Source organism: Micromonospora sp. Llam0 (genome assembly GCF_003751085.1).
Lineage (GTDB): Bacteria > Actinomycetota > Actinomycetes > Mycobacteriales > Micromonosporaceae > Micromonospora_E.
In genome coordinates this window covers 5,822,018-5,836,414 of sequence record NZ_RJJY01000001.1, presented here as the reverse complement: position 1 = coordinate 5,836,414, position 14,397 = coordinate 5,822,018, and the positions used below count along the sequence as shown (strand labels likewise).

The following is a 14,397-nucleotide window of genomic DNA, read 5'->3' as shown; positions in this document are numbered from 1 at the left end:
CCTCACAGACGGCACACGTCGACGAGCCGGAGGAGGGGGCGCAGGGTGGCCGACCTGGTGCTCGACTACGCGCTGCTGCACAGCCTCGCGGGCAGCCTGCGCGACTTGAAGAGCAAGATCGAGTTCGATGTGGAGACCGGCTCGCGTCGGTCGGTGGTCACCTCTGACGGGACCGTGGTCGACTCCGGCCAGGTCGGCAACTCGGCGCTGTACGGGACGTTGAGCGCCTTCTTCGCCGCCTGCCACACCCCGTTCAAGGACTCGATGGAGCTGCTCGACGAGCTGGCGAACACGTTCGAGAGCATCGCCAAGGCCTACTTCGACCTGGACGCCGACATCGCCGGCAAGGTCAACCTGGACCGGTTGCGGGCCAGCATCAGCGGCTGGCAGTCCGATACCGCCGCCTACGAGCACTACCTCGACCTGAAGGACCGGGAGATCACCTTCCAGTACTACGACCAGGACGGAAACCTGGTCGACGGTTCGGTGCCGGTGTGGAGCGGCGATCCGGTGCCGGAGCCGGGGGATCCGCCCACCTCCATCGACGGCACCTCACCGGTGGGCAGCAACAACACCACAGCGGTCTTGGACGACGACGGCAACGTCATCTCCGAGACCACCAAGGTCACCTCCGGCGACGGGCTGACCTATACCGAGACGACCGAGTTCACCTACCGCGACACCGACGACGACGGCGAGATCGACGTCGTCGACTACACCACGACCATCACGCACTCCGACGGGATGGAGGAGAGGATCGAGAGGAAGACCAACGACGACGGCTCGTTCGTGGTGACCTCCACCACCGACGACGGCACCACCACAAGCACCGTCACCCCCACGGAAGACGGCGGATCGCATCAGGTCACCGTCGACCACGAAGGCGAGACCACCACGACCGACATCGTGGTGACCGGACCAGACACCGGTACCAAGACGGTCGTGGGCCCAGACGGCACCAAGACGTACACCGGTAATCCGACGACGGGGGAGTGGACGCTCGTCTCCGAGGAGTAGTCCGAGCGGAGCGCGACATCCCCCTCACCTCCGCCACCAGCTGTTCTATCCCCATTTGGAGCAACGCCATGCCCAACATCACCGTCGACTTCAGCAAGGTGCAGTCGGTCAACGAACAGCTCAACTCGGCCGTGACGCAGACCGTGCCGCGGCTGGAGGATCTGCTCACTGCGGTGTCCCAGTTGCTCACCAGCGACGGTGGCCTGTGGTTGCAGAAGTCGAGCCCCACTCTCAGCGGGCAGTACCAGACCTTCAACACCGAGCTCACCGCAGCGATCGAGAGCATTCGGTCGTTCGCCCAGCAGTTCCACAACATCACCGTTCAGCTGAGCACCATGGACGAGCAGATCGCAACCTCCAGCAGCTCCGCCTGACCCGTCGACCGGAGGTATCCGATGCCAGAAGTAAACGTCGACTACGCCCTGATCAACACCGTTTCCGGACGGCTGACCACTGAGGGTGCGGAAATCGCCGGTGTATTGACAAACCTGCAGACCAGCGTCACCGAGCTGCTGACCAGCCAGGGCGGTCTCTGGCTGCAGCAGTCCAGCCCGGTGATGAGCACGCAGTACACCGAGTTCACCACCTCGCTGACCAAGGCTGTCAGCAACCTGGAGAGCTTCGCGTCGAGCTTCTCGATGATCGCGAAGAACCTGAGCGACATGGACCAGACGCTGTCCCAGCCGCCGCCTGCGGAGTGACCCGATCCGAGCCTCGCGGCAAGTGCCGCCCGCAGGGCCCGGCTGCCGTCACCGGCGGCCGGGCCGTGCTCCTGGCGGATCGGCCGCCGGTGACGGCAGCCGGGTCAGCGCAGCACGGTGTGCGGGATCGTCACCGTGCTCAGTACGCCGGTCGCTGGGTCCGGCACATAGCCGCGACCCGGTCGGCTACCCGAGCGCAGCAGCCCTGGCGGCACCCGGGCACCCACCAGGTCACCCTCGATCGCTGACTGCGGCGCCAGCAGCACGCCCTGTCGGGACCGCCGGGCCTCGGCGATCCAGCCGCCCAACGACTGGGTGAGGGTCTCGGCCGTTCCCGCGTAGGCCAGGCCGAGCGCCCGGTCCCGGCCGGTGCCCACCACCTGGCGTAGTACCGCCTCCACCGGATTGGCGAAGCCCAACAGGTCGACGTCGTCGACCAGCACCACCAGCGGGCCGCCCAACTCCTCCACCGCAGCTCCCACCTGCGTCGGGTCCGGTGCGGGCCCCTCGATCGCCCGCACCCGGCCGTGCGCCGCCAGCCGGCGCAACACCGACTCGCGGGGCGTCAGGATCACCAGCGCGGTCCCCCCGGCCAGCAGCGATACCGCGAGCGTGGCCAGGGTGTTGCTGCGGCCCGAACCGGGCGGGCCGGCGACCAGGAAGGTCGCCTGCCGGCCGGTGAAGTCCACATATCTCGGCTCAGCGGCATCGCCGCCGATGCCGAGCAGCGCGTGCAGCGGACGCCGCTGCTCGTCCGGGACCTGTGCGAACGCCTCGGTGAAGGTGACCGCAGCGGGCAGCCCGGCCACCGGGAACGGCCGGCGGTGCGCCGGCACCCCGCTGTCGCGGGCGGTGGCCTTGGCGGCGATCCGACGTATCGCCTCGACCTGTGCCGGGCCGGACGGATCCGGGTCCAGCAGGGCGATCTGGATCTCAGCCTGGTCCGCAGAATGCCAGCCGCGTCCGGGTGGCACCACCTCCGGCACCCGACGGTGGTTGACGCCGATCGCCGAGTAGTCGGTCCGGTCGGTCATCCGCAGCATGATCCGGTGGTCGTTCAGGTTGGCCACCCGCCCGGTCAACAGCGACCGTTCCGAGGACATCACGAGGTGCAGCCCGGCGGCCGGTCCCTCCCGCAGCAAGCCGAGGAACTGGTCCAGCACCCGTCCGCCGTCGTGGTCGTTGAGGATCGCGGCCAGCGAATCCCAGCCGTCCACCAGCAGCATCAGATGCGCCGGCCGCTGCGCCGGCGGCAGCGCCGCCCGTAACTCGTCGAGTCCGGCACAGGAGTGCTGGGCCAGCAGTTCGTGTCGGCGGGCCAACTCGCCCTGCAGCCGACCGAACAGGCGTTCCAGACGCTCCAGGTCGGCCCGGGGCACCACCGCGCCGCAGTGCGGCAGCTCCGACAGCACCATCATCGACCCGCCGGCCGCGTCGACGGCGTACAGGTGCAGGTCGGCGGCGGACAACGACCGGGCCAGCGACGCGGTCAGCGTGCGCAGCAGCTGTGACCGGCCCGAACGGGAGGCGCCCAGCACGTAGAGATGTCCGAGCGCGGCGAGGTCGCAGGCCAGCACCGGCTGGCGCTGCTGCTGTGGCAGGTCGGCCAGCGCGTACGGCACCGGCGGCAGACCGGGACCGGTACGCGACTGCGGGAGGGCGAGGTCGTCCAGCAGCACGACCGGTGGCAGCGGCGGCAGCCACGGGCTCGGCTGCTGCTCGCAGCCCACCTCCCGGGCGGCGGCTTCGATCGCGTCGACCAGCACGTCCAGGTCGGTGGCGGCCAACTCGTCCGGCGCGGCGCCGTCACGCGTCTGCTCCACCGGCGGCGGCAGCGCCCGGCCGAGCCGTGACCAGGGCAACTCCGTACGGTGCACCGGCGCCGCCGGCCGGGACTGCGGCGCGTCCGGGTCGGCACCCTGGTACACCGCGCCGACGTACCCGGTCTGAAAGGGCAGGGTGGACCGGTGGGCGAGCCGGGCCAGCGCCCGGCCCGGGGTGGCCACCGGGATCATCGCGGCGTCCGGTACGTCGATGACGTCCTGACTCTCCATCGGATCGGTGACCCGCAGCGCGATGCGCAGGTTGGTGTTGGCGCGGATGTCGGTGGTCACCACGCCAGCCGGGCGTTGGGTGGCCAGGATCAGATGGATTCCCAGCGACCGGCCGCGCTGGGCGATGCTGACCAGACCGGGGACGAAGTCCGGAACCTCCCGGACGAGCGTGGCGAACTCGTCGATGACCAGCACCAGCCGGGGCACCGCCGGCAGCGAGGGGTCGCGGCCACGCATCGTCCGGTACTGGACGAGGTCCTTGACGGCGACTCCGGCCAGGATCTCCTCGCGGCGGCGCAACTCCGCGCCGAGCGACTCCAGCGCCCGGACCACCAACGCGCTGTCCAGGTCGGTGACCATGCCGAGGGTGTGCGGCAGCCGTACGCAACTGTGGAACGCGCTACCGCCCTTGTAGTCGACCAGCACGAAGGTCATCTCGTCCGGGCGGTTCACCGCAGCCATGGAGACCACCATCGACTGCAGCAGCTCGGACTTGCCGGCGCCGGTGGTTCCCGCGATCAACGCGTGCGGCCCGTCGCGGACCAGGTCGAGCGCGACCGTTCCGTCGAAACCACTACCGATCACGAAACTCGTGGACGCGGGCTGTCGCGACCAGCGGTCGGCCAGGTCGACGCTATCCGGCGGGTCGGCGTCGAGCAGGTCCAGCAGCCGGCAGCGGTCGGGCAGCCCGGCCGTCTCGTCCGGGGTGACATCCCGCAGCGGGGCCATCGCCCGGGCCACCCGCTCGCACCACTGCCCGGTGACGACGTCAGGACGTACTCCGGTGGCCTCGGGCACGCCGGTCTGCCGTACCGTCAGCCCGTCCGCGTCCGCGCGTAGCACGGCGGTGCACTCCTCCGGCAGCAGCCGTTCCTCAGCGTCGATGCAGATCGCGAAGACCCGCACCGCCGGCCCGTCGGTGAGCACCTGAACCATGCCGGGAACGTCGCGCAACCGTCGCGCGCCGTCGACGACCAGCAGCACGTCGGGTTCGCTGAACAGGACCTGGCCGAGCTGCGAACCCCGGGCCTTGGTCCGCGCGGCGACCAGCGACACCAGCTCGCCCATCCGGTTCGCCACGGTCTCCGGGTCGTTGCCGACCAGGGTGTAGGGCCGGGCGGTCGGGATACCATCCTCGGCCGGCCGGGTGTGCGGCAGCCAGCGCACCCAGCTCCACCGCTCCTCCCCAGCCGGCTCGGTCAACACCTGGATCCGCAGGTCACGTGGGCTGTGTAGCGCTGCGGCCTGGAGGACGAGCCAGCGTGCTGTCGCGTACGTCGTCTCCGCCGCGCCGGCCAGGCCGACCACCTTGCGGTCGACCACGTCCACGGTGACCGGAACGTCCGGCACGGTCCAACGCAGCTGCCGGTCGGGCTCGGTGCGGGCCGGGTCCTCCACCTCGATCAGCGACGGCTGATCCATCGTGCCGACCCGCAGTACAAGATGGTCGGGGTCGCGGCGGCGTCGTTCCCACAGCCGCCGTCCGGGGCCGACGGTCGTGTACAGAACGGTCGCCGGGTCCGGCGACGCCTCGCACCGGGCCGACCGTTCCTCGGCGACCGCCGCCGTCAGCTCCCGCATGATCCGGCTGCGCTTACGGAGGTACTCGGCGAGATCCCTGCGGTACCGCTTACGGCCACTGCGTCGGTCGGTGTACCAGTTCGCCAACGCCAGCACCGGACTGAGCGCCATGATCAGCAGGAAGAAGTACGACCGGAAGAGGAAGACGAAAGCCAGGCCCATCACCATCGGGGCAAGGATCATCAGCAGCGGGATCGGGCGGCCGTTCGGCTTGGCCGGCGGGCTGGGCAGCCGTCGCCGCGCGAAGAGCAGCGGCGGCACGATCCGTGGCGGCCGGTTGAAGTCCAGCATCGGCACGTCCACGGCCGGCGTCACCGCGGCGTCCGGTGCCGGGCGCGGCACCAGCCGCAGCAGGCTGCCGCCCACCGCCAGGTCCACACCGGTCGGCCAGCGGCGGGATCCGTCGCGTCTGGGTTCTGAGGCGTCGGGCTCGTCCGCGTGCTCCTGCCCCTGTTCGGCCCGGAGATCCGATCCGCGCTGCTCAGGAGGGCTGGGGTACCCGGGCGCGGGCATCGGATCGGTCTGGGCCGGCGGCTGCGGCATCGCCAGACGCACCTGGGCGCCGCCGGTAGCCACCCAGGCGCGACCCTGTTCGTCGATGGTGAGCCGGGCGGCGTGCGCGGGCACCCCGCTGCCGCCCGGATCGATCGCGGACCCGGGCGCCGAACCGATGTCGTGACAGCCCAGGCCGACCGGCCAGATCCGTCCGGCGCTCGGGCCGCCGACGCCGTGCACCTCCAGCCAGTGGGTCCGAGGGTCGCCCGGCAGGTACCGCACCCCGCCGCCGGGCACCGGCGCACCGTCGCCCAACCGGACCCCGGCGACCAGCCCTGCCCGGCCTACCGTCCAGGTCGGATTCAGCCGCGCCGCGTCGAGATACCAGTCGCTGGGGGAGCCGTCCTGCTCGATGAGCGCACCCACCGGGGTGTCCGCCTCGACGTCCATCGCGATGTCCCGGTCGGCACCGCCAGAGAAGATGGTCAGCAGCAGGCGCACTATCGGTCTCCGGATCGGCTGACACGGTCTCCAGGCCGGCCGACAGACTCGACGCCGGAGTATGCCGTCGGCCGCTGCCCGTCATGCGCCTGTTCGATCAGGTCATCGTTGGCGGTGGGCGGAGCCGACGGTCTGGGCGGTGGATGGGCGGCCGGTAGCGTTGCCGCCGCCGGGGCGGGTTGCCGAGGGCTCGCGGGCAAGGCCGGTTCCGCTGGCGCAGAGGATGCTGCGCCGAGGGCGGTGGACCCGGGAACCTCCTCCTCGGCCCAGGCGGGTGCCGACGGGGCGGGGGGCGCAGTCCGGCGGCGGGGCAGCAGGCACCGGACAAGTGGCGTGGAGTCCACGTCGAGCAGCAACTCCGGTGCGCTCACCCGGCCAGCCAGATCGACCCGCAACCGCCAACGTGATCCGGGTAGGTAGCCGGCGACCAGGACCAGCAGCCCGGGATCATCGGCGGCCAGGCCGGCGAGCTGCGCTGCGGTCTGCGGATCGGGCCGCCGGCAGACCAGGACGGTACGCCCGTCCGGTGTCAGACGGGTCGTGAGAGCTGTCAGCGCCTCGGACAGGGGCATCCGGTCGATGCCGACCGCCCCGGAGCCGTAGCCGGGCTCCGCCGCGACGATCAGGCGGTGCACGCCGTGCCCGCTGGTCAGCGCGGCCAGCTGGACGACCAACGCGGACACCAGCCGCTCCGCCGGTGTCGGGGCACCGTGCACGGACAGGATTCCGGGGCAGCGGGCGAAGTCCAGCAGGGACATCGTCCTGTCCTTTACTCCTACGGCGATCGGTAGTGCGTCGCCGGCGGCCGGGGCGGAAGCCGGGGGCAGTTGGCCGCGGGCCCGCCAGTGGCGCGGCGCGGTGACCTGCCACGGAGATTCCGCCGCCGGAGACGGTACGTCCGCTCCCGCGCCGGCGATCCGCACGCTGAGCTCCCCATGGCCCAGCAACACCAGGTACGGCCAGAAATCGTTCCGTTCGGCCAGTGCCGATCGAGCGGATCCGATCCAGGCTCGGGCCGCCGGCACCGGACCCGACCCGGCGAAGCTCCCGGCGACCACCCGCATCCCCTGCCGAAGCCGGACGAAGCCGACGATCGGTGCCGCCAGGTCCCGCGCCGCGCCGCCGATGCCGTGCCGGATGCGCCGACCGGTGCCCCGAATGCCGTACCGGCGGTCGAACCACCGCAGCAGCACCACCAGCAGGATCAACAGCTCCAGCACGGTGAGTACGGTGAGCAGCGTCTGCCGGTTGGTGTCCAGGAACCGACCGAGATCGCTGAAGGACGGCGTGTTCAACCGTGCTCCTCCTCCGCCCGTAGCCGGCCCGGGTACGGCGCCACCGCGCCCTGATGGTAACCGCGGGCGGTGGTCGGCCCGTGCCGGCCGCAGCCTGCCCCGGGCGGACGAATCCGCAGCTCAGACCCGACCGACGAGGGCCGATCCGCCGGCCGGTGCGAGTAGATGAACTCTTGGTGACGACTGCCTCCGGCGGCTTCCGGCACCCAGGAGGGCAGGTTCCGGGGTGATGAGCCCTCCGGCCGCCGGGACAACGGTGGACGGGCCGGTACGCCGCCGAAGACGGGGCGGCCTACCCTACGACGGGGCGGCAGAGTCCTGTCGGCGGTCCGCCGACAACATCTCCGGATCATCCCGCCTCATCGGCGTTGTCCCGTGTGCCGGGGTCGCGCGCGGGTGCGGTATCAGCACCCGCGTGGTGCGTCCTGCTTCGACAAGATGCCCTTCTTACGGGCGGCGAGGGAATCCGGGTACGACCGACGGTCCCTCTCGTGGGGGAGAAGGACCGTGAGGGCGTGGGGTCAGGCGGTGCCGGCTTGCTGGCGGCGCTGGTTGTGCTGGAGGGCTTCCTCGAGTTGGTCTTCGAGGACGATGATCCGGCAGGCGGCTTCGAGGGCGGTGCCGTGGTCGACCATCTCCCGGGCTCGTGCGGCCAGGCGCAGTTGGTAGCGGGAGTAGCGGCGGTGCCCGCCGGGGGAGCGGAACGGGATGATCAGTTTCGCTTCGTCGAGGCGGCGCAGGAAGTCCTGCGAGGTGCCTACGATCTCGGCGGCTCGGCCCATGGTGTAGGCGGGGTAGTCGTCGTCGTCGAGCATGTCGTCGGGTGGGGCCATGCATACCTCTTTCATGAACGAGGGCCCCGGCGCAGAGCGCGCCGGGGCCCAGGGTTACGGGTTGAATACACCATCTACCGACAGGTTCGTCGGGTTCTCGCTTCCGCACCGTGCCGCCATCTGCGACAGGGGATGCGAGGATCGCATAAGCGTGACCGGAGACCACCACCTCACGTTCGATGGGACTACGGTGTCCGCGGCAGGACTGCGACTACGTCCTGCCGGCGGGCGATCCAACGGCGTACCGCCCTCCCTTTCCTCTGTTGCCTTTACCTGGCACTGACCGCCGGTGTCGGGGCCCACGCAACTTCACGACCCCGTACACGTGCGGCGGATCTGTCCCACATCAGGCGGAGCCCCGAACCTGCATCGGCCCTGCCTGCGCTGCCTTGGGCGGCGGTGAGACGTCCGCCGTGCGCACTCGTGCCGCGACGCGGTCAGGCGACTGCCGGGCGACGGTGTCTGGATTGCGGTCAAGCTTCCGACCACCTGCAGCCTCGACGACGATGCGGTCATCAGCTTGTGTCGATGGCTGTGGGTTTTCGACCTGGCGGCGCTGGTGGTGGCGTTCTCCCGCCGTACGGCGGGCACGGCTCGGACCAGTCACCGGACGGCGTTTCCTGGGACCCGTGTCTTGCCTGCATGGGCGGGACGCTGACCAGGGTGAGTGGTTACCGGCGCCGCGAACCCTCCGCTGTTGATCATGAGCACGCGGGCCGTACCGACGGAGTCGTCGCTCCGAGGACCGGTACCGACGTCGCCGGCTGGGCTTCGATCCGGTGACGGGTGCCCAGCAGCGGTAGAGGGCCAGCTCGCCGGTTCTGCGGTGGCGGCGGATCAGCAGCTGGTGGCGCCCGCCATGGGTATCGGCGGCGACTCAGGCGCCGGCTGCGCAGGGATCCTCGGTCGGATGCGACGGGTTGGGGCTGGCGCACCGGCTGGCGCTGGTGTGTACTCGGGTCGGCTAAGACGGTCGTCGTACGCAGTTCCGGCAACGGAAGGTGGCAGCATGATTAACCTGTCTGATCGAAGTCCCGCCCACTATCCGCAGCGCGCTCGCACCGAACTGTCGGCGGCGTGGGAGCACCTGTTGACCGCCACTCAGGAAGCCGCGAGACAGGTCGGGGACACGTCCCGAGCGCGGGGGTCGCTGGCCCGGGACCGAGCCGCGCTGGCACGGCTCGCCCTGCGCGGCGAACTGCCGAACTCGCGGTGGCGGTGGGCCGGCATCGGCTTGGCCGCCGGGGTGATCATCGGCGCGGTCGCGGCGGCTACGCTGAACCGGCGGCCACACCCTCATGACTCGGCCGCAACGGCGCAGCCGGACGACCCGCCCTCGGCGGTGGCTGACAAGGCCCGCTCCGCCGCTGTGACGGTCGCAGAACGGGCCAGCGCGGCCGCACGCACCGCTACAGCGGCCGCTCAGGACGCCGCAGCCAAGGCCCGGGAGAAGCTGGCCGGGCGGGAGCCAGCAGCCGAGTCCTCACCACCGACGGTGCCCGCCACGGACAGCGACGACTAGGACAGGGCGACAAATCCGCAGCCATTGCCCGACGTGGACGGGCCGTTGTCCGTCCACGTCGGCCCCTCGTCCACAGCCGCCGTTCTGCAGCGGTAGCTGCATGGCGAGAGCCTGCCGGCATGAACTACTCGACCGGGCGCTGACCTGGAACCAAGCCCACCTGATACGCGCCCTGCGCGAGTACGAACGACATCACAACCGGCACCGCCCGCATCGCCGCATCGCCAACGCCCGACCTCTGCAACCGCTACCCGAACCGCTCACCGATCCCGCAGCGCTGAACCGTCTACACGTTCGTGGCACGACCGACTCGGCGGACTCTACACGAATACGAGAACGTCGCTTGACCAGCGCGGACGGGACTGTCGGCACCTTCCGGTCACCCCTCGTGCCATGCGGCGTCGTATCGGTCGCGGTCGACGAACCACTGGCGCAGGAACGACTGCTCTGCGGTCGCCGCTGTCACTGGTTTTCCTGGGTGAAAATCGCCTGGGCGACCAGTTCTGTAGCGGGGCTCGGCTCGTGCCGGCCGTGCCTGTGGACCATGTCGATTCGGCGGGCTCCGACGTAGGGCTCGTGGAGCGCCTCGATGGCGGTCAGTTTGTGGATCTGCAGGGCGAGCGTGGGGACCACGGCCGCTGCGAGCCCGGCTGCAACGACGGCGAGCGTGGCGGGGAACTCCAGGCACTCGTGTACACGGTCGAGTACGGCGTCGTAGCGGGCGGCGATCCGGTTGAGCGCCCGGTGCGACGCGGAGCCCGGCGGCCCGTCGACCCAGGGCCGGGTCAGCAGGGCTTCGATGCCGGCCACCGGAGCCCACTGCTCGGGAAAGACGATCTGGAAAGGATCGTCACGCAGTCGTATCGCACGCAGACCGGGCTGGTTCGCGGGCGGATCGATCGGGCCAGCATCCATGATCAGTAGGTCGAGTCCGCCGGCCTGCAGCGCCGCCAGGCCGGGCTCGCGTTCAAGTTGGCGGATACGGACCTCGACGTTCGGGTTCGTCGCGGCCACCACGGCGGCTGCCGGCGCTACCAGGTGCCGGATCGCTGTCGGTAAGGCCCCGACGCTGACGGGCCCCGTCACCTGTCCGGTCAGCGCGGCGAGTTCCCGCTCGGCGGTGGCGAGGGTCTCAGCGAGGCGCGTGGCGTGCGCGGCGAGGAGCCGTCCGGCCGGGGTGAGACCGGCGGCCCGCCGCCCACCGAGCCGCGACCGGTCGAGCAGTGTCACGCCGGTCTCGGCTTCCAGGCGGGCGATGTGCTGGGACACTGCCGACGGGGTCAGGTGCAGCACCGTGGCAGCCGCGAGAACCCCGCCCGCGTTGGCCACGGCTCCGAGGACGGCCAGACGCCGCGGATCAATCTGCATTCAGAAATTCTACATACGGCATACAGAAACCGTCACTTCCGCTGAACACCAGGCTGGCGGAGCATGGCCACATGACCGAATACCGCGCAGTGTTCGACGCCGAGGTGACCTTCCTCAACGGTGGTGGCTTGCAGACGCAGGGGTTCCGGCTCGACCTGCCGGCCGCCGACATCGCTGAGAACGAACTCGCCAACCTGCTCATTGGCCACCTCGGCCTGTTGATGGTCGACCAGGTGCGCATCAGCCGACTACGGGTGGTGCGTGAGCCGGACAAGGGCTCGCGTGACGTGCCCACGACCGCTACGCCAGCGTCGCCAGGCCGCCTGGTGGAGCTCAACCACGTGATCGAGGCGGGCATGACGACGTATCCTGGCCTACCGGGACCAGAGATCACTCCACACCTCACCCGCGAGGATTCCCGCACTCGCTACGCGCCGGGCGTCGAGTTCGCCATCGACCTCATCAGCATGGTCGGCAACACGGGCACCTACCTCGACAGCCCCTACCACCGCTATGCAGACGGAGCCGACCTAGCCGCCCTGCCGCTGGAGACGGTCGCAGACCTGCCTACGGTCGTGGTGCGCCTCGTCGATCTCGACCAGCGCGGCATCGGGCCGCAGGCGCTGGCAGCATTGGACCTAGCCGGTGCCGCGGTGCTGTTACACACCGGCTGGGACCGGCATTGGGGCAGCGAGGCGTACGGGGATCCTGCCCCGTACCTCACCGAGCCGGCCGCCAAGCTGCTTGCCGACGCTGGCGCCCGGCTCGTCGGCATCGACAGCGTCAACATCGATGACATGTACAGCGGCGGGCAGCGACCGGCCCACTCAATCCTGCTCGACGCCGGTGTGCCGGTGCTCGAACACCTCACCGGCCTGGCCGACCTTCCCGCCACCGGGGCCCGCCTCCACGCGGCACCGCCGCGGGTACGCGGCTTCGGCACGTTCCCAGTGCGGGCCTACGCCATCGTGCCGCGGTAATGGCGATGCTTGCCACCGACGCCATCGGCTGGGTCGGCGCAGCCTGCCTCCTGCTCGCCTACGCCCGGCTGTCCAGCGGACGGCTCGCTGTGGGGATGTGGTACCACCTGCTCAATCTCGCAGGTGCCGGCGGGCTCGCAGTCAACGGCGCGTTTCACCAGGCATGGCCGTCGACCGCGCTCAACCTCATCTGGCTAGGCATCGGCCTCACCGCATTGCGTGGTGGCGTGGGTCACCCAGGCGGCGGTCGGATGAGCGGTAACGCCGAGAGTCCGGATCCGTCGACTGGCGTGTTCGATAGCGGCCAGGACGTACAAACGGGCGCCGGTCACCGTCGTGGTCTCGAAGAAGTCCGCCCTGGGAACGCGGGAACGCCGCCCAGGTGGCATGGGCGCGCTCGGGAGCCGGATCGACGCCGGCGTCTCTCAGGATCTCCTGACGGTCGAGACGGCGACCTTGACGCCCAGCACGAGCAGTTCGCCGTGAATACGGCGGTACCCCAGCCGTGTCTTCCGGCCACCGGCGGGGAGTGTCAAGAGTCAACGGCTGCTACGAACCGCCGAGTCCGCCCGCACATGTCGATGGCAAGGCCCCGCGCGGCCGGGAACTGGGCGAACACTGCGGGTGCCGACGGTCCCGTCCGTGCTGGTCAAGCGACGGCTCGTGTCTGATTCTGGGCATGGCCGCATCTTTTCCCATAGGACAGACCGGCCCGCCCAGCGACCCCGCCAGCGCGTTCAGCGCCGCAGCAGGTCCATGTGCGCGGCCCGCAGCCGCGCCAGCGCCGGGTCGCTGGCCGACGGGATCCGCCGGTCAAGCTCGGCCCAGACCTCGGCGAGGGCGTCGGTCAGCACCCGCAGGTTGTTGGCGTGCTGGCGGGCGCTGCGCTGTCGCGTCTGCTCCAACCGGTGCGCCCAGCCGGCGGTGACCTCGGCGATCCGTCCCGCATCGGCGCGTGCCTGCGCGACGCTCCGCGCGGCGGCCGCCGGCACGATGGCGGCGACGGGGCGGGCGTCGCGGTCGTGCTCGATCACCGTGACGGTGTCGGTCAACTCGGCGAGCGCGACGAGTTGGGCCAGCCGGGTGCGGGCCTCACGCAACGACAGGGCTTGCGGCCGGACGTGCTCCGGATCCAGGGCGGGGGCAGCCATACGGTCATGGTGCCCGCCGGGTACGACATTCGATGCGTACCCGGGTCCGGATTCTTGCGTCGAGCCCGCTGCACACCGCGCCCCGATACCCTTGTGAGGAAGCGCCGCAGCGAGGTGATGGTTTCCATGGGTAGGTCTGGCGAGAGCGGTCACCTGATGGTGGCCACTAACAAGAGGGCGCGGCACGACTACCAGATCCTGCGCACCTACGAGGCGGGGATAGTCCTGGTCGGCACCGAGGTGAAGTCGGTGCGGGCCGGTCGGGTGTCGCTGGTGGACGCCTTCGCGCAGCAAGGGGACCGCGAAATCATGCTGCACGGGCTGCACATCGCCGAGTACGGCTTCGGGAGTTGGACGAACCACCAGCCCCGGCGTACCCGAAAGCTGCTCCTGCGTCGGGTGGAAATCGATCGGATCCTGGAACGCCTCCGAGAGGGCGGCCTGACGCTCGTACCGCTGTCGCTGTACTTCGAGAAGGGTTGGGCGAAGGTCGAATTCGGCCTCGCGAGGGGCCGGCGCAGTTTCGACAAGCGGCAGGCCATCGCCGAACGGGAGGCGGACCGGGAGATCGCCCGGGAGTTCAGCCGTCGACTCAAGGGCAGGCCCCGCCACCAGGGCTGACCACCCACGCCGACCGCAGTCAGCGAGTATTTTCGGTGCTCAACCCAAGCCACCTTGGCGGCAACCACCACGCTGTCGCCGTTGGTGAGTAGGCCGTCGGCCCCTTGGCCAACGGGGCGCTGGATGCCACGGTCCGGTAGCGCTGGATGGTGTCGACGTGTAGGAAGTCGCAGGCCAGGGTGCCTTTGGCCTGGGTGGTGAGGAACTCGGTCTACGCGAAACGGCATAGCCGTCCGGGTATCCGGACCCGGACCGCTGGCCACTCCGCCACGATCGAA

General features: G+C 70.4%; 11 protein-coding genes. 6 read left to right on the top strand and 5 right to left on the bottom strand.

The features are described from left to right. Positions 1–45 precede the first annotated feature (45 nt). From EDC02_RS25495 to EDC02_RS25485, 3 genes are all read left to right on the top strand, one after another. Entirely contained in the window at positions 46–1,017 is a 972-nt protein-coding gene (locus tag EDC02_RS25495) for a hypothetical protein (RefSeq protein WP_123604126.1), read from the top strand. 68 nt (positions 1,018–1,085) lie between these two features. Next, positions 1,086–1,391 carry a hypothetical protein gene (locus tag EDC02_RS25490; protein WP_123604125.1) on the top strand — a complete coding sequence of 102 codons (306 nt, stop codon included), beginning with the start codon at positions 1,086–1,088 and terminating at the stop codon, positions 1,389–1,391. A gap of 21 nt (positions 1,392–1,412) precedes the next feature. After that, positions 1,413–1,718, top strand: a complete 306-nt coding sequence (locus EDC02_RS25485; RefSeq protein WP_123604124.1) for a hypothetical protein — start codon at positions 1,413–1,415, stop codon at positions 1,716–1,718. Between the two features lie 104 nt (positions 1,719–1,822). On the opposite strand, the gene EDC02_RS25480 is transcribed toward EDC02_RS25485, so the two are convergent. The 3 genes from EDC02_RS25480 to EDC02_RS25470 all read right to left on the bottom strand — a co-directional run bounded on the left by EDC02_RS25480 (position 1,823) and on the right by EDC02_RS25470 (position 8,477). Continuing rightward, a complete protein-coding gene (locus EDC02_RS25480; RefSeq protein WP_199757764.1) occupies positions 1,823–6,349 on the bottom strand; it encodes an FtsK/SpoIIIE domain-containing protein in 4,527 nt (1,508 codons plus the stop codon). Beyond that, complete coding sequence (locus EDC02_RS25475) at positions 6,349–7,644, bottom strand: hypothetical protein (RefSeq protein ID WP_123604123.1); 1,296 nt, start codon at positions 7,642–7,644, stop codon at positions 6,349–6,351. Before EDC02_RS25475 ends, EDC02_RS25480 begins: the two co-directional genes overlap by 1 nt. A 521-nt stretch (positions 7,645–8,165) precedes the next feature. Continuing rightward, positions 8,166–8,477, bottom strand: a complete 312-nt coding sequence (locus EDC02_RS25470; protein WP_123604122.1) for a MerR family transcriptional regulator — start codon at positions 8,475–8,477, stop codon at positions 8,166–8,168. A gap of 1,009 nt (positions 8,478–9,486) precedes the next feature. On the opposite strand from EDC02_RS25470, the gene EDC02_RS25465 reads away from it, so the two are divergent. Further along, positions 9,487–9,999 carry a hypothetical protein gene (locus tag EDC02_RS25465; RefSeq protein WP_123604121.1) on the top strand — a complete coding sequence of 171 codons (513 nt, stop codon included), beginning with the start codon at positions 9,487–9,489 and terminating at the stop codon, positions 9,997–9,999. 462 nt (positions 10,000–10,461) lie between these two features. Here EDC02_RS25465 and EDC02_RS25455 read toward each other — a convergent pair whose 3' ends face one another. Next, a complete protein-coding gene (locus EDC02_RS25455) occupies positions 10,462–11,367 on the bottom strand; it encodes a LysR family transcriptional regulator (protein WP_123604120.1) in 906 nt (301 codons plus the stop codon). Between the two features lie 71 nt (positions 11,368–11,438). On the opposite strand from EDC02_RS25455, the gene EDC02_RS25450 reads away from it, so the two are divergent. Continuing rightward, positions 11,439–12,347, top strand: coding sequence for a cyclase family protein (locus EDC02_RS25450; protein WP_199757763.1), 909 nt, complete (start codon positions 11,439–11,441; stop codon positions 12,345–12,347). Between the two features lie 737 nt (positions 12,348–13,084). On the opposite strand, the gene EDC02_RS25435 is transcribed toward EDC02_RS25450, so the two are convergent. Continuing rightward, positions 13,085–13,498, bottom strand: a complete 414-nt coding sequence (locus EDC02_RS25435) for a type II toxin-antitoxin system Phd/YefM family antitoxin (protein ID WP_123604119.1) — start codon at positions 13,496–13,498, stop codon at positions 13,085–13,087. A gap of 156 nt (positions 13,499–13,654) precedes the next feature. On the opposite strand from EDC02_RS25435, the gene smpB reads away from it, so the two are divergent. Further along, complete coding sequence (gene smpB / locus EDC02_RS25430) at positions 13,655–14,119, top strand: SsrA-binding protein SmpB (protein WP_199757762.1); 465 nt, start codon at positions 13,655–13,657, stop codon at positions 14,117–14,119. Positions 14,120–14,397: the final 278 nt, after the last annotated feature.

What these genes read in the sequence shown, in the direction of transcription:
- EDC02_RS25455 (WP_123604120.1), bottom strand. Translation starts at nt 11,367, where the DNA reads ATGCAGATTGATCCGCGGCGTCTGGCCGTCCTCGGAGCCGTGGCCAAC.
- EDC02_RS25465 (WP_123604121.1), top strand. Translation starts at nt 9,487, where the DNA reads ATGATTAACCTGTCTGATCGAAGTCCCGCCCACTATCCGCAGCGCGCT.
- EDC02_RS25485 (WP_123604124.1), top strand. Translation starts at nt 1,413, where the DNA reads ATGCCAGAAGTAAACGTCGACTACGCCCTGATCAACACCGTTTCCGGA.
- EDC02_RS25490 (WP_123604125.1), top strand. Translation starts at nt 1,086, where the DNA reads ATGCCCAACATCACCGTCGACTTCAGCAAGGTGCAGTCGGTCAACGAA.
- smpB (WP_199757762.1), top strand. Translation starts at nt 13,655, where the DNA reads ATGGTGGCCACTAACAAGAGGGCGCGGCACGACTACCAGATCCTGCGC.
- EDC02_RS25470 (WP_123604122.1), bottom strand. Translation starts at nt 8,477, where the DNA reads ATGGCCCCACCCGACGACATGCTCGACGACGACGACTACCCCGCCTAC.
- EDC02_RS25435 (WP_123604119.1), bottom strand. Translation starts at nt 13,498, where the DNA reads ATGGCTGCCCCCGCCCTGGATCCGGAGCACGTCCGGCCGCAAGCCCTG.
- EDC02_RS25450 (WP_199757763.1), top strand. Translation starts at nt 11,439, where the DNA reads ATGACCGAATACCGCGCAGTGTTCGACGCCGAGGTGACCTTCCTCAAC.